This is a genomic window from Embleya sp. NPDC025285 (genome assembly GCF_055558835.1).
On sequence record NZ_JBVHLU010000007.1, the window covers coordinates 1 to 20,847 of the forward strand.

General features: G+C 73.0%; 16 protein-coding genes and 1 riboswitch. Of the genes, 8 read left to right on the forward strand and 8 right to left on the reverse strand.

What is annotated here, in order from left to right; all coding sequences use genetic code 11:
* The first annotated feature begins 137 nt into the window (after positions 1-137).
* The 4 genes from ACZ4FV_RS06505 (at position 138) to cobM (ending at position 7,613) form a co-directional block, all read left to right on the forward strand.
* Positions 138-1,265 carry a threonine aldolase family protein gene (locus ACZ4FV_RS06505; protein WP_402237690.1) on the forward strand — a complete coding sequence of 376 codons (1,128 nt, stop codon included), beginning with the start codon at positions 138-140 and terminating at the stop codon, positions 1,263-1,265.
* A gap of 137 nt (positions 1,266-1,402) precedes the next feature.
* A riboswitch (cobalamin riboswitch) is annotated at positions 1,403-1,501 on the forward strand.
* Between the two features lie 212 nt (positions 1,502-1,713).
* The gene (gene cobN, locus ACZ4FV_RS06510; RefSeq protein ID WP_395859461.1) at positions 1,714-5,361 is read left to right on the forward strand and encodes a cobaltochelatase subunit CobN; all 3,648 of its coding nucleotides are present in this window, start codon (positions 1,714-1,716) and stop codon (positions 5,359-5,361) included.
* Positions 5,354-6,847, forward strand: a complete 1,494-nt coding sequence (gene cbiE / locus ACZ4FV_RS06515) for a precorrin-6y C5,15-methyltransferase (decarboxylating) subunit CbiE (protein ID WP_395859460.1) — start codon at positions 5,354-5,356, stop codon at positions 6,845-6,847. The genes cobN and cbiE overlap by 8 nt, the downstream gene beginning before the upstream one ends.
* A gap of 4 nt (positions 6,848-6,851) precedes the next feature.
* Positions 6,852-7,613, forward strand: a complete 762-nt coding sequence (cobM, locus tag ACZ4FV_RS06520; RefSeq protein WP_395859459.1) for a precorrin-4 C(11)-methyltransferase — start codon at positions 6,852-6,854, stop codon at positions 7,611-7,613.
* Between the two features lie 44 nt (positions 7,614-7,657).
* Here cobM and ACZ4FV_RS06525 read toward each other — a convergent pair whose 3' ends face one another.
* Positions 7,658-8,869, reverse strand: coding sequence for a cobalt-precorrin-5B (C(1))-methyltransferase (locus ACZ4FV_RS06525; protein WP_402237687.1), 1,212 nt, complete (start codon positions 8,867-8,869; stop codon positions 7,658-7,660).
* 44 nt (positions 8,870-8,913) lie between these two features.
* Here ACZ4FV_RS06525 and ACZ4FV_RS06530 point away from each other — a divergent pair, with 44 nt between their 5' ends.
* Entirely contained in the window at positions 8,914-9,801 is an 888-nt protein-coding gene (locus ACZ4FV_RS06530) for a cobalt-precorrin-6A reductase (RefSeq protein WP_465322071.1), read from the forward strand.
* A gap of 128 nt (positions 9,802-9,929) precedes the next feature.
* Here ACZ4FV_RS06530 and ACZ4FV_RS06535 read toward each other — a convergent pair whose 3' ends face one another.
* The 3 genes from ACZ4FV_RS06535 to cobG all read right to left on the reverse strand — a co-directional run bounded on the left by ACZ4FV_RS06535 (position 9,930) and on the right by cobG (position 13,618).
* Entirely contained in the window at positions 9,930-11,474 is a 1,545-nt protein-coding gene (locus tag ACZ4FV_RS06535; RefSeq protein WP_402237686.1) for a precorrin-2 C(20)-methyltransferase, read from the reverse strand.
* Between the two features lie 70 nt (positions 11,475-11,544).
* Positions 11,545-12,174 (reverse strand): precorrin-8X methylmutase, encoded by a 630-nt coding sequence (locus ACZ4FV_RS06540; protein ID WP_402237684.1) that lies wholly within the window; start codon positions 12,172-12,174, stop codon positions 11,545-11,547.
* Positions 12,175-12,286: 112 nt separating this feature from the next.
* Positions 12,287-13,618, reverse strand: coding sequence for a precorrin-3B synthase (gene cobG / locus ACZ4FV_RS06545; protein ID WP_465322023.1), 1,332 nt, complete (start codon positions 13,616-13,618; stop codon positions 12,287-12,289).
* Between the two features lie 94 nt (positions 13,619-13,712).
* Here cobG and ACZ4FV_RS06550 point away from each other — a divergent pair, with 94 nt between their 5' ends.
* Positions 13,713-14,222 (forward strand): Fur family transcriptional regulator, encoded by a 510-nt coding sequence (locus tag ACZ4FV_RS06550; RefSeq protein WP_395859453.1) that lies wholly within the window; start codon positions 13,713-13,715, stop codon positions 14,220-14,222.
* A 690-nt stretch (positions 14,223-14,912) separates the two neighbouring features.
* Here the strand turns inward: ACZ4FV_RS06550 and ACZ4FV_RS06555 are convergent.
* A complete protein-coding gene (locus ACZ4FV_RS06555) occupies positions 14,913-15,683 on the reverse strand; it encodes a polysaccharide deacetylase family protein (protein WP_402237679.1) in 771 nt (256 codons plus the stop codon).
* Positions 15,684-15,957: 274 nt separating this feature from the next.
* Here ACZ4FV_RS06555 and ACZ4FV_RS06560 point away from each other — a divergent pair, with 274 nt between their 5' ends.
* Positions 15,958-16,539, forward strand: coding sequence for a hypothetical protein (locus tag ACZ4FV_RS06560; protein ID WP_402237678.1), 582 nt, complete (start codon positions 15,958-15,960; stop codon positions 16,537-16,539).
* Positions 16,540-16,561: 22 nt separating this feature from the next.
* On the opposite strand, the gene ACZ4FV_RS06565 is transcribed toward ACZ4FV_RS06560, so the two are convergent.
* A complete protein-coding gene (locus ACZ4FV_RS06565) occupies positions 16,562-18,136 on the reverse strand; it encodes an MFS transporter (RefSeq protein WP_402237675.1) in 1,575 nt (524 codons plus the stop codon).
* A gap of 82 nt (positions 18,137-18,218) precedes the next feature.
* On the opposite strand from ACZ4FV_RS06565, the gene ACZ4FV_RS06570 reads away from it, so the two are divergent.
* Positions 18,219-18,914, forward strand: a complete 696-nt coding sequence (locus ACZ4FV_RS06570) for a TetR/AcrR family transcriptional regulator (RefSeq protein ID WP_402237672.1) — start codon at positions 18,219-18,221, stop codon at positions 18,912-18,914.
* A gap of 131 nt (positions 18,915-19,045) precedes the next feature.
* On the opposite strand, the gene ACZ4FV_RS06575 is transcribed toward ACZ4FV_RS06570, so the two are convergent.
* Entirely contained in the window at positions 19,046-19,330 is a 285-nt protein-coding gene (locus ACZ4FV_RS06575; protein WP_402237670.1) for a hypothetical protein, read from the reverse strand.
* Positions 19,331-19,636: 306 nt separating this feature from the next.
* Positions 19,637-20,788 (reverse strand): cytochrome P450 family protein, encoded by a 1,152-nt coding sequence (locus ACZ4FV_RS06580; protein WP_465322026.1) that lies wholly within the window; start codon positions 20,786-20,788, stop codon positions 19,637-19,639.
* Positions 20,789-20,847 lie beyond the last annotated feature (59 nt).

Consider the following 20,847-nt stretch of genomic DNA (forward strand, 5'->3'; position numbering starts at 1 on the left):
CCCCCCCCCCCCCCCCCCCCCCCCCCCCCCCCCCCCCCCCCCCCCCCCCCCCCCCCCCCCCCCCCCCCCCCCCCCCCCCCCCCCCCCCCCCCGCTTGCGTGTGTCCGGGCCCGCGGCCCGCGTTGGATGATGCGTGCATGGGATACATCGGAAACGACGAGCACGTCGGCAGGCTGCGCGCGATCCGCGCATGCGGCCGGATCCTGTCCGGGGTACGGCCCACCACGGTCGCAGAACGGCTGGCCCGGCTGACCGCGTACGCGCAGGAGACGGTCGAACCCGGCGAGTGGCCGGACATGTACGGCGACGGCGGCGTGGTCGCCCGGCTGGAGGCGCGTACGGCCGAGCTGCTCGGCACCGAGGCGGCGCTGCTGTTTCCCACCGGCACCATGGCCCAGCAGGTCGCGCTGCGCTGTCACGCCGGCGCGACCGGTTCGAACGTGGTCGGTATCCACCCGAGGGCCCATCCGCTGACCTACGAGCGCGACGCGGTGTCGGTGCTGTCCGGACTTCGACCCCTGACGCTCACCCAGGGCCCCGGTCAGATCACCGCCGAGGACATCCGCACCAGTGGTGAGCGCTTCGGCACCCTGTTCTACGAACTTCCGCTGCGCGATCACGGATTCGTGCTGCCCGAGTGGGACGAGCTGATCGCCGTCGTGCAGGCCGCGCGGGACCGCGACGCGGCCCTGCACCTGGACGGCGCGCGGTTGTGGGAGAGCACCACCTACCTTCGCCGCGGGCCGAGCGAGATCGTCGACCTGTTCGACTCGGTCTACGTCTCCTACTACAAGGGCCTGGGCGCGAACGCCGGAGCGGCCCTCGCGGGGGGCGCCGAGCTGATCGAGGAGGCGCACGCGTGGCGGCACCGGTACGGCGGGCGGCCCTTTCAGGCCTGGCCGATGGCACTGGACGCGCTCATGGCCCTGGAGGAGACGCTGCCTCGGCTACCCGGCTACGTCGCGCACGCCGAGGTCGTGGCCGCAGGTCTGGCCCGGGTGTCCGGGGCGACCGTCTTCCCGGCCGTCCCGCACACGCACCAGTTCCAGATGTGGCTGCCGTACCCGGCCGAGCTGCTCAACCGGATCGGTCTCGAGTACGCCGCCGACCGGGGCGTGTGGCTGGCCGGCCGCTGGACCGAGCCGGGCCTGCCGGGGATGTCGTTCGCCGAGATCACCGTCGCCGAACCCGCCCTGGACTGGAGTGCGGACGAGGTCGCCGACGAGTTCGGTGCCTTCGTGGAGCGAGTGCGCAAGAACGGCTGAGCCCGAGAACCGGCGTCGGAGCCGGTGGTGACATGTGTCACCACCGGCTCCGACGCCGATTGGGGCATGTTGCGTCAAGGCGGGCCACTGAGCGATGCTGGCCCCGCGCCGGCCCTACCGGCGCGGGGAGGGCGTGGCAGGAACCCGGTGCGATCCCGGGACGGTCCCGCCACTGTGACCGGCTCCGCCGTACGACGTCATCCGACGCCGGCGACGGGACCGGGAGTCAGGAACTGCGCGTCTCACCCCGAGTCCGATGGGGCGAGGACCCCGGAGAGGCGCTCCAGGTGACGATTTCGTCCTGCCGGCGTTCTTGCATCCGCAGCTTCGACTGCGGCACCCACTCCAGCGGCATTCCCGCTCGCTTCCGCGGCACGTTCGACGGCGGCTCTCCCGTTCGCGACATCCACTCCGTGGTCCGCCACGCCGGCATCGGCGGAGGCGCCCGGTGATCCTGCTCCTGTCGACATCCGACACCGACCTGCTCAGCGCGAAGGCGAGCGAGGGCGACTGGCGACTGGCCAACCCGGCCCGCGTCGACGTCGCCGACCTGCCCGCGCTCCTGGACGGCACCGACCTGGTCGTGGTGCGCCTGCTCGGCGGGCGGCGTGCGTGGGAGGCGGGGCTGGACGCGCTGCTGGCCGGTCCGCGCCCGGTGGTCGTGCTCAGCGGCGAACTCACCGCCGACGCCGCGCTGATGGAACTGGCGACCGTACCCGCCGGGGTGAGCGCGCAGGCCCACGCCTACCTCGCCCAGGGCGGCCCGGACAACCTGACCCAACTGCACCGCTTCCTCTCCGACACGCTGCTGCTCACCGGGCACGGCTTCGAGCCGCCCGTCGAGGTGCCCTCCTGGGGCCGACTGGACCGCAGCGCGCGCGAGGTCGACGGCCCCGCCGTGGGCGTGCTCTACTACCGCGCCCACCACCTGGCCGGGAACACCGCGTTCGTGGACGACCTGTGCGCGGCGATCGAGAACGCGGGCGGCCGGCCGGTACCGATCTGGTGCGCGTCGCTGCGTGGCGCGGACGAGTCGTTGTTCGCGGCGCTGGGCGAACTCGACGCGCTGCTGGTGACCGTGCTCGCGGCGGGCGGCGCGGGCGGGGCCAAGCCCGCCGAGGTCTCCGCCGGCGGCGACGACGAGCAATGGGACGTCGGCGCGCTGGCCGGCCTGGACATCACCATCCTCCAAGCGCTGAACCTGACCACCAGCCGGGCCGAATGGGAGGCGGGCGACGCGGGCCTGTCCCCGCTGGACGCGGCCACCCAGGTCGCGGTGCCCGAGTTCGACGGCCGGTTGATCACCGTCCCGTTCTCGTTCAAGGAGACGAGCCCGGACGGGCTCACCCACTACGCCGCGGACCCCGAGCGGGCCGCGCGCGTCGCCGGGATCGCGGTGCGGCACGCCCGACTTCGGCACATTCCGGTCGGCGAGCGCAAAATCGGCATGGTGCTGTCCGCGTACCCGACCAAGCACTCCCGGATCGGCAACGCGGTCGGCCTGGACACCCCGGCCTCCGCCGTCGCGCTGCTGCGCGCGATGCGCGCGGCCGGCTACGACGTCGGCGCGCTCGACGGCGCCGACGCGCTGCCCGGGCTCGAACCGCCGGACGGCGACAAGCTCATCCACGCGCTGATCGCGGCGGGCGGCCAGGACCCGGAGTGGTTGACGGAGGGTCAGCTCGAAGGCAACCCGGTCCGCATCTCGGCAGCCGAGTACCGCGAGCGCTACGCGAAGTTGCCGCTGGGGTTGCGCGCGAACATCGAGGAGCACTGGGGCCCGCCGCCCGGCGAGCTGTACGTGGACCACTCGCGCGACCCCGAGGGCGAGATCGTGCTCGCGGCGCTGCGCGCGGGCAACGTGATCCTGATCATCCAACCGCCGCGCGGCTTCGGCGAGAACCCGGTGGCCATCTACCACGACCCGGACCTGCCGCCGAGCCACCACTACCTGGCCGCCTACTGGTGGCTGGACGCGCCCGCCGGCCCGGGCGGATTCGGCGCGCACGCGCTCGTACACCTGGGCAAGCACGGCACGTTGGAGTGGCTGCCGGGCAAGAACCTGGGCCTGTCCGCGGAATGCGGTCCGGACGCGGTGCTCGGCGACCTGCCGCTGGTGTATCCGTTCCTGGTGAACGACCCGGGCGAGGGCGCGCAGGCCAAGCGGCGCGCGCACGCGATCATCGTGGACCACCTGGTGCCGCCGATGGCGCGGGCCGAGACGTACGGCGACCTGACCCGCCTGGAGCAACTGCTCGACGAGTACGCCAACGTGCAGGCGCTCGACCCGGCCAAGGGCCCGGCGCTGCAGGCACAGATCTGGACGCTGATCCAGGCCACCAAGCTGGACCACGACCTGGGCATCACCGACCGGCCGCACGAGGCCGAGTTCGACGACCTGATCCTGCACCTGGACGGGTGGTTGTGCGAGGTCAAGGACGCGCAGATCCGCGAGGGCCTGCACATCCTGGGCAGCGCGCCCACCGGCGAGGGCCGGATCAACCTGGTCACCGCGATGCTGCGGGCGCGTCAGGTGTGGGGTGGCAAGGCCGCCGCGCTGCCCGGGCTGCGCGAGTCGCTCGGCCTGGTCGAGGGGGGCGGCGCCTCGCGCACCGAGACCGACGACGCCGAGGACCGCGCGCACCGCCTGGTCGCGGCGATGGAGGCGGGCGGGTGGGACCCGGCTCGGGCCCTGGCCGTCACGCACGAGGTGCTGGGCACCGCATCGGCGGCGGTCGCCGACGTGTTGGCGTTCGCCGCCACCGAGATCGTGCCGCGCCTGGACCGCACCGGCGACGAGATCGGCGCGGTACTGCACGCGCTGGAGGGCGGCTACGTCGCGGCCGGGCCCAGCGGTTCGCCGCTGCGCGGGCTGGTCAACGTGCTGCCGACCGGACGCAACTTCTACACCGTGGACCCGAAGGCGATCCCGAGCCGGTTGGCCTGGGAGACCGGACAGGCGCTCGCGGACTCGCTGTTGGACCGCTACCGCGCCGACAACGACGGCGACTGGCCGCGTTCGGTGGGCCTTTCGGTGTGGGGCACCAGCGCGATGCGCACCAGTGGCGACGATATCGCCGAGGTGTTGGCGCTGCTGGGCGTGCGACCGTTGTGGGACGACGCGTCGCGCCGGGTGACCGGGATCGAGGCGATCCCGCTCGCCGAGCTGGGCCGACCGCGGGTGGACGTGACGGTGCGCATCTCCGGCTTCTTCCGGGACGCCTTCCCGCACGTGGTGCTGCTGCTCGACGACGCGGTGCGGCTGGTCGCGGAGTTGGCCGAGCCGGACGAGGACAACTACGTCCGGGCGCACGTGCGCGCCGACACCGCCCGACACGGCGACGCGCGTCGGGCGACCACGCGCGTGTTCGGCTCCCGGCCCGGCGCGTACGGCGCGGGGTTGTTGCCGCTGATCGACGCGCGCACGTGGCGCGACGACGCGGACCTGGCCGAGGTGTACGCGACCTGGGGCGGCTATGCCTACGGGCGGGGCCTGGACGGGGTGTTCGCGCGCGAGGACATGGAGGACGCGTACCGCAGGATCGCGGTCGCGGCCAAGAACACCGACACGCGCGAGCACGACATCGCCGACTCGGACGACTACTTCCAGTACCACGGCGGCATGGTCGCGGCGGTACGCGCGCTGACCGGCACCGCGCCGGCGGCGTACATCGGCGACTCGACGATGCCGGACGCGGTCCGCACCAGGACGCTCCAGCAGGAGACCGCACGGGTCTTCCGTGCCCGGGTGGTCAACCCGCGCTGGATCGAGGCGATGCGCAAGCACGGCTACAAGGGCGCGTTCGAACTGGCCGCCACGGTGGATTACCTGTTCGGCTACGACGCCACGACCGGTGTGGTGGCGGACTGGATGTACGAGAAGCTCGCGGGCGAGTACGTCCTGGACGAGACCAACCGGGAGTTCATGCGCACCGCCAACCCGTGGGCGCTGCGCGGAATCGCCGAACGACTGCTCGAGGCCGCCGACCGGGGCATGTGGGAGAAGCCCGAGGCGGCCACGCTGGACGGGCTGCGCGAGGTCTACCTGGATGTCGAGGGCGACCTCGAGGGCGGCGAGGACGCGGGGGATGCCTGAGCGGGGCGGCGACGCGCCCGGAAGGGCCGGTTCGCCGCCCGAGGTGAGTACCGATCCGGGTGAGGACCGGCTTCCGGGGCTGCGTCCGGGGCCGGCGCTCGGGATGGCGTGGTCCGGCGCGGGCGCCGGGACCGGGCCCGCGGACCTGGGCTGGTTGCCCGGCTCGGTCCGGCCGGGCGATCCGGTCGAGACGTCCGCCGCGCGGCGGCCGCGCCATGAGGCCGGACCCGACCCGGAACCTGCCGGGTCGGTGTGCGTGGTCGGGATCGGCGACGACGGCTGGGACGGACTCTCCTTCGCCGCCCGGGAGTCGGTGGCCGCGGCCGAGGTGCTGGTCGGCGGTGCACGGCATCTGGCGCTGGTGCCGGACACCGGGGCCGAGCGGGTCGAGTGGCCGTCGCCGTTCACGGTGCGGTTCGTGGCCGAGTCGGCCGCGCAGCGGCGGGTGTGTGTGCTGGCCAGCGGCGACCCGATGTTCTTCGGCGTCGGGGCCACCCTGGTCCGCGAGTTGGGCGCCGCGCGGGTCACGGTTGTGCCCGCGCCGTCGTCGGCCTCGCTGGCCTGCGCACGGCTGGGCTGGTCCGTGCAGGGTGTGCCGGTGGTCAGCGCGGTGGGCCGCCCGCCGGCCACACTGGCCGTCGAACTCGCCCGTGCGGCACGCGTCCTGGTGCTGAGCGCGGATGGACTGACGCCGGGACGGGTGGCCGTACTGCTGCGCGAACGCGGCTTCGGGACGAGTACGGTCACCGTGTTGGAGCACCTGGGCGGTCCGGCGGAGTCCGCGTGGCAGGGCAGCGCGGACGCGCTCGCGGCGGCCCCCGAACGGCGGTTCGCCGACCTGAACGTGGTCGCCGTCGAGTGTGGGGACGGCCCCGGACGAAGCCGGGTGCCCGGCCTGCCAGACGATGTCTACGCGCACGACGGGCAGTTGACCAAGCGCGAGATTCGGGCCATGACGTTGGCCGCGCTCGGGCCGCTTCCGGGCGAAGTGTTGTGGGACGTGGGCGCGGGCAGCGGCAGCGTCGGGATCGAGTGGATGCGCGCGCATCCGACGTGCCGGGCGATCGGCTTCGAGACCCGCGAGGACCGCGCCGAACGGGCCCGGTCGAACGCCGTCGCACTGGGCGTGCCGGGGCTGCGGATCGTGGTCGGCCGGGCTCCGGAGGTGCTCGCGGAGGATGTGGGGCTCGCCGAACTCGCGGGCGTGGCACCGGACGCCGTGTTCATCGGCGGCGGGCTGACCGTGCCGGGCGTGGTCGAACGCTGCTGGGCGGCGCTGCGCCCCGGCGGCCGACTGGTCGCGAACGCGGTGGTGGCCGAGACCGAGGCCGAGTTGTTGCGGCATCGCGCGGTGTTCGGCGGGGAATTGACCCGCGTGCAGATCACCCGGTCCGCTCCGGTGGGCCGGTTCACCGGGTGGCGCCCGGCGATGCCGGTCACCCAGTGGGTGGCGGTCAAGCCGCCTTCCGATGCGAACGAGGAGTAGTTCCATGACCGTGCACTTCATCGGCGCCGGCCCCGGCGCGGCCGACCTGATCACGGTGCGGGGGTTGCGGATCATCGCCGCGTCGCCGGTGTGCCTGTACGCGGGCGCGCTGGTGCCGCGCGAACTGGTCGAGGCGGCACCGCCCGGGGCCCGCCTCGTGGACACCGCCGAGCTGAACCTGGATCAGATCGTCGAGGAACTGCGGGCCGCACACGCGGCCGGGCACGACGTGGCCCGGCTCCAGTCGGGGGACACCTCGTTCTTCAGCGCGGTGGCGGAGCAGCAGCGCCGCCTCGACGCGCTCGGCATCCCGTGGGACATCACCCCGGGCGTACCGGCGTTCGCCGCCGCCGCGGCGGCGATGGGCCGCGAACTGACGCTGCCCACGGTGGGCCAGACGGTGATCCTGACCCGGGTCGCGGGCAACGCGACGGCGATGCCGCCGGGCGAGGACCTGGCCACCCTGGGCCGGTCCGGCGCGCTGCTGGTGCTGCATCTGGCGGTGGGTCAGGTCGAGCGCGTGGTGGCCGAGTTGACCCCGCTGTACGGTGCGGACTGCCCGGTCGCGGTGGTCGCGCGCGCGTCGCGTCCGGACGAGTTGATCGTGCGCGGCGAACTCGTCGACCTGGTCTCCCTGGTGCGGGACAACGGCATCAAGGCGGTGGCGGTCATCATGGTCGGCCGCGTCCTGGGTGAACCGGGCTTCTGCGACAGCCACTTGTACAGCGAGATTCGTGACCGGACCGAGCCGAGGCCGGTCGGGTGAGCCGGACCGGCGGCGACCGGGCGCCGACCGGATCGGGCCCGGGGCTAGGCGGGCGCGGCCCGGCCGACGATGGTGCCGGTGCGGTTGATCGCGATCACGTCGACGGTGATCGGGAGTTCGCTGCCGCGCAGCAGGGCTCGGGCGGCGTCGCGGGCGGCCTCCGCGACGGCGTCGCCGAGCGGGACGTCCGCCGCGCGGGCCAGTTCGAGCGCGTGCAGGGCGGTGTTCGCGGCGCGGATGTGGGTGGCCAGGTCGGCGTCCCCGCCGACCGCCGTGGCCCGTTCGGCGAGCGCGTCCAGGTTCACCTGCGACCGGCCCGAGTGCAGGTCGAGATGGCCGTCGGCGAGCTTGGAGAGTTTGGCGAAGCCACCGGCGATGGTCAGCCGCGGGATCGGGTGCCTGCGCAGGTACTTGAGCAGCGCGCCGGCGAAGTCGCCCATGTCCAGCAGTGCGGTGCCGGACAGGCCGTACACCTCGGCGCCGACCCGCTCGGAGGTGGTGCCGGTCGCGCCGAGCACGTGCGTTTCGCCGGTGGCCAGCGCGACGTCGATGCCACGGCGGATCGAGTCGATCCAGGCCGAGCACGAGTACGGGATCACGATGCCGGTGGTGCCCAGGATGGACAGGCCGCCGAGGATGCCCAGCCGCGGGTTCCAGGTCTGTTCGGCGATCCGGGCGCCGTCGTCCACGGACAGTTCGACCGTGACGTCGCCGGTGCCGCCGTGCGCCGCGGCCACCCGGGCCACCGCCTCGCGAATCAGCTTGCGCGGGACGGGATTGACGGCCGGTTCACCGACCGCGAGCGGCAGGCCGGGCAGGGTCACCGTGCCGACGCCCGGACCCGCGCGGAAGATCACGCCGGAACCGGGCGCGGCGTGCCGCACGGTGGCCCGGATCAGTGCTCCGTGGGTGACGTCGGGGTCGTCGCCGGCGTCCTTGACTACGCCGGCCATGGCGGTGTGGGGCGGGGGGTGCTTCGCGGTGGGGGCTTCGGTTGTGGGGTCTTGGTTCGTGGGGTCTTGGGCCGTTCGTTCCTGGGCTCTTCGTTCTTGGCTCGTGAGCTCTCGGGGCATGAGGTCTTGGGTCGTGAGCTCTTCGACGGCGAGGGCGAACGCGGGCGTCTGGCCGCCGGGCAGCCACACGGTCACCGGGTCGGGAAACTCGCCGGTCAGCAGAGCCTGGTAGGCGGCCGTCGCGGCGGCGGTCGCGCATGCTCCGGTGGTCCACCCTCGGCGCAACTGATCGGGGCGGGTCATCGGGGGAGGAGCCAATCGTGAGCGGGTCGGGAGAGGCGCGTACGGTGAGCGGGGCGACGGAAGCCCGTACCGCCGACGCGCCGATGATCGGATCGGGCGGCTCGCTCGGCTCGGTTGCCTCCGGTGATCCGGTCGGGTCGGTCGCCGTCGGTGACGGGGGCCGTGTGGTGCTTGTGCTGGGAGGCACCGCCGAGGCGCGTGTGCTCGCCGCGCGGCTGGTGGACGTCCCGGGATTGCGTGTCGTTTCGTCGCTGGCCGGGCGTACCAGCGCGCCCGTGTTGCCGGTCGGCGAGACCCGCGTGGGCGGCTTCGGCGGCGTGCCCGGCCTGGTCGCGTGGTTGCGGGCGCGGGCCGCGGTGGCCGTGGTCGACGCCACTCACCCGTTCGCGGCGCGGATCTCGGCGAACGCGGTCGCGGCCTGTGCCGAGGCCGAGGTCCCGTTGCTGCGCCTGCAACGTCCGGGCTGGACCGCCGTGCCCGGCGACCGCTGGCACCCGGTCGACTCCGCCGACGAGGCCGCGCGGATTCTGCCGGGCCTGGCTCGGCGGGTCTTCCTGACCACGGGCCGCCTGGAGACCGCGCCCTACGCGCACCTGGACGACCTGTGGTTCCTGCTGCGCAGCGTCGAGCCGCCCACGGGCGCGTTGCCGCGCGCGTGCGAAGTGCTGTTGTCCCGAGGCCCGTTCACGGTCGGCGACGAGATCGCGCTGCTGCGTGACCGGCGCATCGACGCGCTCGTGACCAAGGACAGTGGGGGTGCCCTGACGGCGGCCAAACTCGCCGCCGCCCGCGAGCTGGGTCTGCCGGTGGTGCTGATCCGCCGTCCCCGGGTGCGCGCACCGGCACAGGTCACCGACGCGGAGTCCGCCGCGCGGTGGGTCCTGGCCGGGCCTGCCGGGCCGGCCGAGCGGTCCGCTGCGGCCGAAGGGTGAGTCGCGCACGCCACTCACTGTGACACAGGACGGCCCCGAGTCGATCTTGGCGACCCGGCCGAGCCGCCGGCCCGGCGGACGGCGCGGCTCGACCCGACGGACGTACGCGAACACGGTCGGCCCGATCGTCAGGCCGGGTAGCGCCGCGGCGTGTACACGCCGGTGCCGCCGTCCGGGCGAGGATAGGTGCGGGTCTGCGACGAGCCGATGATCAGCAGCGTACGCATGTCCACCACCTCCGGGTCCAGGTCGGCCAGCCGGACCACGCGCACCGACTCGGTCGGGCCGCCGACGTCGCGGCCCACCACGACCGGGGTGTCCGGGCCGCGGTGCTTGAGGAACAGGTCGCGGGCCTCGGCGACCTGGGTCCGCCGGGTCTTGGAGGCCGGGTTGTAGATCGCGACCGCGAGGTCCGCCTCGGCGGCGGCGGTCAGCCGACGCTCGATCACGTCCCACGGCTTGAGGATCGCGGACAGGCTGATCACACAGAAGTCGTGGCCCAGCGGCGCACCCGCGCGGGACGCCACCGCCTGCATCGCCGACAGCCCGGCGACCACCCGGACCGGGACCTCGGTGGCCGTTTCGTGCGCGGCCTCCAGTACGGCCGACGCCATCGCGAACACGCCCGCGTCGCCGGAGGAGACCACCGCGACCCGGCCGCCCGCCTCGGCCAACGCGATGGCGTGGCGCGCGCGTTCGGCCTCGACCCGGTTGTCAGTGCGGTGCCGCTTCTGCCCGGGGCGAGGTTGCACGCGGTCGACGTACGGGCCGTAGCCGACCACGTGATCGGCGGCGGCGAGCGCGGCGTGCGCGTCGGGGGTGAGCCATTCCGGACCGGCCGGCCCCAGGCCGACCACGTCGATCGAGCCGATCTCGCCGGTGGGTTCGGGCAGCACGTACTCCGGTTCCGGCGCGCGCGGCGTGCGGTTGGTCGCGAACTCGCCGCCGGACGCCGCCGATGGGGTGATCACGAGGGAGAAGTACGGGACCTCCTCCGGGACCACGTCGGCGAGCGGCCGCACCTGCTGCCGATCGGTGGTCGCGCGCTCCACGTACCAGGTGCGCTCGGCCAGCCCGGCCTGCTCGAACGCACCGCGCACCGCCGGGAAATGCCGCTTGCCGAGCTTGATCACCGCAGCCGAGTCGGCGGTCCGCAGCCGGGCCGCGAGCACGTCGGGCGGGAGCGTACCGGGCAGGATGGTGAGCACCTCGTCGTGCTGCACGAGCGGCCGGCCCAGCACGGCCGCCGCGCCGCTGACCGAGGTCACGCCGGGCACCACCTCGACCTGATAGCGGTCGGCGAGGCGTTCGTGCCAGTACATGTACGAGCCGTAGAAGAACGGGTCCCCCTCGCACAGCACCGCGACGTCGCGCCCGGCGTCCAGGTGCGCGGCGATCTCGGCGGCGGTCGAGTCGTAGTAGTCGGCGAGCGCGCCGTCGTACCCGCCCGGGTGATCGGTGCTCTCGGTGGTTACCGGGTATTCGAGCGGGAGGCGGAGTTGAGTGTCGCTCAGATACGGCTCGGCGATGGTGATCGCGACGCCGCGCGCACCCTTCTTGACCGGGTAGGCGACCACGTCGGCCGAGGTGATCAGGCGATGCGCCTTCAGGGTGATCAGCTCGGGGTCGCCCGGGCCGAGGCCGATGCCGTACAGGCGGCCGGTGGTGGTCACGCTGTGCTCCTGGGGGTGGGTGGGGCGATTCTCTTTCGCGACTTCTCGGCTTCGGGCTGTTGCCCGCCGCCTATTCCTGGTCGCTCGCCAGTGCGTTCAGGGCGGCGGCGGTCATCGCGCTGCCGCCGCGGCGGCCGTGTACGACGAGATAGGGGATGCCGGCGGGATGGTCGGCCAGGGCCTGCTTGGACTCGGCCGCGCCGATGAAGCCGACCGGGATCCCGATGATCGCGGCGGGGCGCGGGGCGCCCTGGTCGATCAGTTCGAGCAGCCGGAACAGCGCGGTCGGCGCGTTGCCGACCGCGACCACGGCGCCGGCGAGGTCGTCGACCCACAGGTCCACGGCGGCGGCGCTGCGGGTGGTGCGCTGTTCGGCGGCCAGGACCGGAGTGCGCGGGTCGGCGAGCAGGCAGCGCACGTCGTTGTCCTTGGGCAGCCGCTTGCGCGTGACCCCGGACGCGACCATGTTCGCGTCACACAGGATCGGCGCACCGGCACGCAGCGCCTCGGCACCGGCACGGGCCACATCGGGGTGGAAGCCGACGTCCTGCGGGAGGTCGGTCATGCCGCACGCGTGGATCATCCGGACGACGACGCGCGAGACGTCCTCGGGGAAGCGGGACAGGTCCGCCTCGGCCCGGATGGTCGCGAACGAACGCCGATAGATCTCGGCGCCGTCCTTGATCCAGTCGTCGTCCACGTCGGCTGCTCCTTTGCCCGGGTGTGGGTGGTGGTGATGGTCGTCGTGCGTGTGGGGGGCATGGTGCTGCGTGCCCGATGAAGAATCTGCCGCGCGGGGAGTCCGTCGGCCGTCATGCCGGGGTGGACGGTGCCGGTGGGCCCGGTGCGGGTACCCGTGCGGGTACCGGTCCGGGGGTGGGCGCTCGGCCGGGCGGGACGGTTTCGTAGGTGCCGTCCTCGCGCGCGACCACAAGCGTCGCACCGGCGGGCTTGCCGCATGCGCGGGCACAGCCGACCCAGTGCGTGTCGGCGCGGCCGAGAGCCCCGGGGGGATCGGCGGCCGCACGATCCGTGTCCATCGGGGTGGTGTCCGCGAGGGCGACGCCGATGGGGGAGTGGCCCAGTGCGTGACGGGTGGCCTCGGTGCGCACGTCGGCCAGGGCCCGGCGGCAGGCGCCCAGGCCGCTGCACGCGGTCACGCCGCGCCACGGGGAAGCGGGGTCGCATGGCAGGCCGGCTGCTTCGAGAGCGGCCGAGGTCGCTGCCGGGTCGGTCACGTCGCGGATCACCACGCCTCTGGTGCCGGTGATGCGCAGTTCGGCCCGCAAGCCGACGAGGGTGGACAGGTGACGTCGCGTCAGGCGACCGAGGGGGACCAGTGCTCCGACGGCGAAGCGGCCGTCGGACTGCGGGAGTACGCCGATGGGTGGCCGGCTGCCGCTGTGGCGACGTGGCCCGCCGGGGCTCGGGCCGGCGACCGCGGGCTCGCGGATACGACTCGGGAAGGGGGCGGACCCGAGGGTGGCGGCGAACCGGGCCGCGCCGGAAGGGAGTTCGCGGATATGCCAGGCACCCGTGTCGGCGCGGGCGGCCAGGAACGCGCGGGCCGCGTGAACGATCGCCGCCGGTGCGTCGGCGGGGGCGAATCGCCAGGCCGTGTCGTGGCCGGCGGTGTGCAGCGCGAAGGTGTCGCGGGCCGGCGCGACCAGGTCCAGGTCGTGCCGGGCGGAGGCGATCGGGAGCCCGCCGTCGTCGATGCCGATCAGGAAGCGGCCGGACAGGGCGGTCAGATCCGGGGCCGCGCACAGGGCGTGGTCGACGGCGGTGAGTACGGCGTCCGCGTCCAGCAGCGCGTTCGGGTCGCGGCCGGCCAGTGGGCTCGCGAGGATGTTGCGCACCCGGTCGTGGCTGCGGGAGGGCATCAGGCCGGCCGCGGTGACGGCCTCGGCGAGGGCGGGCAGGTCGGCCTCGGCCAGGCCGCGCAGTTGGATGTTCGCGCGTGCCGTCAGGTCGATCGAACCGGTACCGAAACGCGCTGCCAGCTCGGCGAGTTCGTGTAGTTGGGCGGGGGTGAGCCGACCGCCCGGGAGGCGTACGCGCGCGATCAGGCCGTCGTCGGCCGGCGACGCGTCCACGACCCCGGGGCAGGCGTCGTCGCGCTCGCGGACCACCACCGCACCCACCGCCCCTTCGTCGTGCCTCGGTGCCTCGTATCGGTATGCCCGGCCTGTCACCCCATGTCGGGTTGTCGATCGGCCAGATGCGACACTGTTGCATATGGACGACGGTGTACAGCACCCCACCCCCGACCCGGTGTCCGAGGCGGTGCGGCAGATCCGCGCGCACGGCGAGCGGGTCACGGTGGCGCGCACCGCAGTGCTTCGGGTGCTCGCGGACGCCGACGAACATCTGAGCGCCGACGCGATCTTCGCCGCCGTGTCCCGGGCGGCGCCGGGCGTGCACCGGACCACCATCTACCGCGCGCTGGACGCACTCGAACGCCTCGACCTGGTCGCCTTCACCCGGCTGCGCCACGACGCGGCCACCTACCACCTGGCGGGCCACCTGGTCGGCGGCACACACGTGCACGTACGCTGCCGCGTCTGCGGCACGGTCAGCCACGCGCCGGGCGACCTACTGGACGACGTCGCCTCCCGCCTGGCCGCCGCACAGGGCTTCGTCCTCGACCCGACAGCCGTCGCCCTCACCGGCCGCTGCGAATCCTGCACGAAGCCCCCCGCCCCCTTCGAAGCCCCCCACCGAAGCCGACACACCACCCGCCCCTGACCCACACCCGACCACCCTCACCCGACCCACCCGGTCGAGTACCTTCGGCACTTCGCCCCGATCGACCGGCGTCACTCGACCACCGGGCGTCACGTTCCGTTGATTCGGGGTCCGGCCGAGGATGTGCGTGCCGTCGTGGCCCACCGGCAGCACCCGACCGTCCGGCGTCGCGCCCCGATCGTGCGGCACCGGCCGAGCATGTCTCGGGGCCTTCTCCTGCCCGGCCGGACGCGGACACCCGTACAGGAAGCGAGGGCCGAATCCGCCGACACCAACGTGCGCCCGGCACAGGACCCGCTACGCCCGGCCACTCCCATCGCCACACGGCGCGGGCTCAGCGACCGCCACACGGCGCGGGCTCAGCGACCGCCACACGGCGCGGGCTCAGCGCCGCCCACGGCCGCCCATGCTCGTCGCCGCGGCGACCTGCGACTCGGCGGCTGGGCCGGTCGTCCGCCGCCGCCCGCCGCGTCGGCGCGTTGCGTGGCCGCGCGGACGTGGTGCGCTGCCGGGGCGCTCGCGGTTCGATCGCGCGCGACCCCGGTCCGCTGCTTGGCTGTGGTGCCGACCCGGGCTGCGTTGACGCACGTCCGGCGTGCCGGTGTCGGCTGCGTCGGGTTACGTGCGTTGCCGGCCCGGGGCTTGGGCTTGTGTCGGGTTTCTCGGGGTGGGATGTGTGGTGGGGGCGGGTCAGGTTGGGAGGACGAAGCGGTAGCCGGCTGCCAGGAGGCGGGGAAGCCATAGGCTCAGGGCGGCCACCGTTTGGGAGCGGTCGCCGCCCGCGTCGTGGTTGACGATGATCGAGCCGGTTGTGGTGTCGGCCAGGATTCGGCGGACGATCTCGTTCGTGCCGGGCTGTTCCCAGTCGCGGGGATCGACGGACCAGCCGAGGGGGCGCAGGCCGTTGGCGCGCAGCGCGCCCATCACCTCCGCCGACCAGCGGCCGTACGGGGCGCGGAACCACTCGATCCGAAGTCCCGGCAGGACTTGATCGATTGTGGTCAGATTGCGCTCCACTTCCTCCATCACGGCGGCCGGCTGCAGTTGCCGGAGGTCGGCGTGGGACCACGAGTGGCCGGCGATCGCGTGGCCGCCGTCATGGATCGCGCGGAGCAGTCCGGGGTGTCGTTCGACCTCCGAGCCCACGACGCAGAACGTCGCGGGCACCCGATATTTCTGCAGTACCCGCAGTACCCGCGGCGTGTACTCGGGGTGCGGTCCGTCGTCGAAGGTGACCGCGATGCGTCCGGGCCCGGCGTCGACGAAGCGGACCGGTTCCGAGACGAAGGCGGGGCGTGGGGAGGGTTGTCCGTCGGTGGCGACGGCGGACGGTGTGGCGACGGTGAGAAGACCGAGGGTGGCGGCGGCGCCCATCAGCAACGTACGGCGCGACGTGGCGGAAGTGGTGTCCATGCCGAGTGTCTTGCACATGTCCGAGACCGCGTTCACGAGGACACGCACGACGCGACGGGAGTTCACCGGATCGGCGGATCGGGGGTCGGTGGATCGTCGTCCCGCGCGCCGGAGTTCCGAATTCGAGCCCCAGGACTCGAGCACGGTGCGGCGGGCCGAACGCGACTGAACCCGACCGCCTCGAACAAATCCGGTCTCGACCGCCGGGCCGTCGATCCCTCGCGGGCCGTACCCGACGCTCCGCCCTCATCCCCGCGATCGACCGAAAGGCAGGTCCGTACGCCGAGGTGGTGACATCGCACCCGATGCCAGAATTCCGCACATGATCACACCTCCGGAGACCGGCGCCACCAGCACACCCGCACCTGCTCCCGTACCGGGCTCCGCCGTTGAAGTGCCACCCGCCCCGCGCTGGGCGATCGTGGCCGCGCATGTCGCGGCGCTGACCCCGTTGCCCTCCGCGATCTGGCGGTTCGCGCTCGTCTTCGGCAACCACGGTGGATACACCGAGCAGGGCTACGCGAACATGAACATGACCGGGTGGGGCGGGCCGTGGGTGGTCTTCCTCAGCCTGAGCACCGAACTGGCCGCCCTGCTCACCCTCGGACTGGTCCGGCCCTGGGGCGAACGCCCACCCCGCTGGGTCCCGTTCGTCGGCGGGCGGCGGATGAATCCGGTGCTCGTGACGCGCGTCGCCTACACCGGTGTGGTGATCCTGGCCCTGCTGTGGACCCAGTTCCTGTTCTGGTGGGCCGTTCCGCACGACGACATGACCGATTCCGGAGGCGACCTGCTCGGCGTGCTGTACCAGCCGCTGGTGTGGTGGGCGCCGCTCCTGGCGGCGGTGACGTGGTCGTACCGCCGGCGCCACCTCGGCGAACCCGCCCGAGGTGGCGCCGAATAGAACCCGGCCGCCCCGGGTTCTCCTACGTCAAGCCCGAGAGAGGATCCGGCCCCGCTTCCTTCCGGGCCGCGTGGTGGCGGGCGGTGGCCACGCCGACCACGATGCCCAGGAGGGCTGCCGCGCCCATCAGGCCCGCCTGGATCTCGAATGCCCGGCTGAATCCGTCCACCACGGCGTCCTGCTGCACGACGCCGGACTTCACCCGATCCTTGGTGTGGTTGGTCGCGACCGTGACCAGGACCGCGATGCCGATCGCCGCGCCGATCTGCTGACACGTCGTCACCATCGCCGAGGCGACGCCGCCTTCGCCCTCGCCGGCTCCGCCGGTCGCGGTGTGGATGATCGCGACGAACGCGACGCCCAGGCCCAGGCCGGTGACCACCAGCGCGGGCATCAGGTGACCGGTGTACGAACTGTGCGCGTCCAGGCGGCTCATCAGCCACATGCCGCCGGCGGCGACCGCCGGGCCCACGCTCACCGGAAGCAACGGGCCGCGGTTGGCGATCAGTTTGGTGGACACCGCCGCCCCGAGTCCCATGCCGACGCTGAACGGCAGGAAGGACAGGCCGGTCTCCATCGGCGACCAGCCCTGGATTCGCTGCATGTACAGGGTGAGGAAGAAGAACATCGCGAACAGACCGCCTGCCGCGACCAGCACCAGGACGTCCGCGAGTACCAGGTGCCGCATCCGCAACAGGGCTCGGGGCAGCAGCGGTTCGGCCGCGTAGCGTTGGCGTACCGCGAAGCCGATCGCGAGGACGGCCGCGATGCCCAGTCCGAGCAGGGTCCGGGTCGAGCTCCACGGGTGGGTGTCGGTCTCGACCACGGTGTACACGAGCGTCAGCACGGCGGCGGTGCCGATCGCGGCACCGGCGAAGTCCGGTACGCGACGGACCGCTTCCCGGTCGTCCGGGCCGATCACCTTGGGCAGCGCGAGCAGCGTGAGCGCGCCCACCGGCAGGTTGATCAGGAAGATCCAGCGCCAGTGGGTCCACTCGACGAGCGCGCCGCCGAGCAACAGGCCGGTGGCCGCGCCGAGCCCGGTGAGTGCGGCCCAGGTGCCCAGCGCACGGGCTCGCTCGGCCGGTTCCCGGAAGGTCGCCAGCAGGATGGCCAGCGCGGCGGGGGACAACAGCGCGCCGGCGATGCCCTGTGCGGCGCGGGCTCCGATCAGCACCGCGGAGTTCGGCGCGATGCCGCAGACCGCCGACGCCAGCACGAACATCACCAGGCTGATCCCGAACAGGCGCCGTCGGCCGAGCAGGTCGGCCAGACCGCCGCCGATCAGCAGGAAGCCGCCGAAGGTCAGGAAATAGGCGTTGGTGACCCAGGACAGCGAACTCTCGGTGAAGTCGAGATCGTCGCCGATGGTGGGCAGCGCGACGTTGACGATCGTGTCGTCGACGAGCAGCACGAACTGCGCGACACACACGAGCAGCAGAACGAGCTTCGGATTCACCGGGCGGGCGGAGCGGGTCGAGCCGGGGCCCGCGGATCGCGAGCGCCCGGCGGCCCCGGCGGATTCGGCGGGTTCGGTGGCCGCGTCCGCGTCGGCCCCGACCGCGGACTCGGTGGCGGGTATCCCTGAGGAAGCCATCGCTGTTCCTACGTTCGTAGAAGTAAGTTCTATAGTTGTAGAGAATATTTCTACAAGCGTCAAGCGCAGGGATAATGGACACATGCCCCACGTGAACGATCCCGCCGGCACGCCCGACGCCTCTGCCCCCTCCGCCACATCGGCCCCGGCAGTCCGGGTGGCCCCGGCCGGCGTACCCGCCACACCCGATCCGCCCGCCGGCTCGGCGCGCGTCGACCGCCGCACGCTGATGCTGGACGCGTCGATTCGGGTGCTGGCCACTCACGGGCTGCGCGGGCTCACCCATCGCGCGGTACAAGAGGAGGCGGGGCTGCCCAACGGCTCGGTCACGTACTACTTCAAGACCCGCGATCAGCTCATCCTGGCGGTGATCGAGCGGATGGCCGAACGGGACAAGAGGTTCGCCGGGGAGATCACGCACGAACTGATGCGGATGACGGCGGTCCGGCCGATCGAGATCGACTATCCGCAACTGGCCGTGTACATGCGCGAGTGGTGGGACGGCGAACGCAGCGTGCAGTTGGCCCGTCTGGAGCTGGAACTCGCGGGCGCGCGCGAGCCGTTGATCCGCGAGGCGATGATCCGCTGTCAGGCCGAGTTCCGAGCCTTCGCGGAACTGATCGCGTTGTCGCTGGGCTCCACCGACGCGCGCCTGGACGGGCACATCATGCTGGCGCTGCTCCAGGGGATGTTGTTCGACCACGTCACCCGCGACTGGGACGACCCGCGGCTATTGGAGGTCGGCCTGCGTCGGGTGATCGAGTCGGTACGGCACTGAAGCGATGTCGGGCGGCCCGCACGAAAACGGTGTCGGGCGGGCACCGAACCGACCCGGGCCCGCCGGCCCCACCCGATCGCAGAGGCCGGCCCTCGGGAGAGGGCGGAGCGGGAGGCGAGCGAGCCGCTCGGTCAGCGCTTGTGTACCGGGGCGTCCGAGTCGTGGACCACGTTCGTGATCCGGCTGACCCCGTCCACCCGCTCGGACAGCGACGGCAGTACGCCCAGCGAAGGCCCGACCACCAGCGCCACGACCATCAGCGCGATCATCGCGGCGCCCTGCGTGGTGCGCCGAGTCCACCAGCGCACGCCCGACGGCCGGCCGGCTCGGGCCCGCCCGAGGGCGCCGCCGTCGGTCTCCCGGCCGAGTACGCCGTGGTGGTGCGCCTGCGCGGAAACCGCTCGACGAACAGACATCTGCTCCGACTCCCCATCCATGGCACGCCACCCTTCGACGGTCGTGAGGTCGCACCGTCGATCCCCTGTCGTGCGGCTTCCACTGTGGTCCCTTTCGGACGCGCCGTCACCGGACAATCCGGCCGGCCCACAGAGTTCTCACAGAGTTGTGACAGTTCGCCGACAGTGGCATGACCCAACGGACGCCGGACGACCCCTTTCGCGGTTCCGCCGCGGCGGCACCCTCCCGCCGCGACTCCCGGAAACGCCCGGACAGCGGCCCCGGGAATCCCCGACGCCGGCGCGGGGCGACACAAGTCGTCCGGGTCAGTCGCCGAGTTCGACCGGGAGCGTGCTCAGGCCGCGCACGCGGACCGACGGCTGCCACGAGACCGGCGCGTGCCGTCGGGTCTTCGGGAAGCGGGTCAGGATGGTGCGGACCGCGAGTTCGGCCTCCAGGCGGGCCAGCGGTGCGCCGATGCAGTAGTGGATGCCCTGGCCGAAGCTCAGGTGGCGGGCCGGATCGGGGCGGTCCAACTGGATCCGGTCCGGACGGGCGTAGCGACGCGGGTCGCGGTTGGCCGAGGCGATCGACAGGAAGACGGTGTCGCCGGCCGGGATGGTGACGCCGCCGAGTTCGATGTCCTCCAGCGGGAAGCGGCGGATCGCGAGCAGCGCCGGCGACATGTGCCGGGCGACCTCCTCGACCAGGACCGGAACCGCCTCCGGGTCGGCGAGCAGCGCGTCGCGCAGCGCCTCGTCCTCGATCGTCGCGTGCAGCGCGCCGGCCATCAGGTTGGCCGAGTTCTCGTAGCCCGCGAAGAGCAACAGAAAGGCCAAGGAGGTCAGTTCGTCCTCACTCAGCCGATCCTCGGCGTCCCGCGCGGCGATCAGCGCGGACAGCAGGTCGGGACCGGGCTCGGCGCGCTTGGCGGCGAGCAGCGCGACGAAGAACGCGTACATCTCGCGCACCGTCGCGCGGATGCCCTCCCGGGTGGCGTCCGCGCCCAGTACGGCATTGGTCCAGGTGCGGAAGTCGGACCGGGACTTTGTCGGCACGCCGAGCAGTTCGGAGATCACGTCGACCGCGAAGGGCGACGCGAAGTCCTTGACCAAGTCAACCCGTTCGCGGCCGGCGAGATCGTCGGCCAAGGACTCGACGGTGCGTTCGAGCCGGGGGCGCAGGTCGGCGGTGTGGCGCGGGGTGAAGGCCTGGCCGGCGAGGCGGCGCAGTCTGGTGTGGTCGGGCGGGTCCATGTTGAGCAGGTTGGCGTCCAGTGCGGGCGGGAGTTCGAATCCCTTGTAACCGCCGGGCTTGGCATGCCCTTTGTGCAACGACAACCTCGGGTCGCCCAGAGCCGCCTGGACATCCGCGTACCGCGTGACCAACCATGCGGGGCTGCCGTCCGGCGCGACGATCGCGTGCACGGGTCCGGCCTCGCGCATTCGGGCGAAGACGCCGTGCGGATCGTGGGCCATGGCGCGAGCGACATCCACCGAGAACCGCTTTCGATCGGCGACAACGTGCTTGGCCAACC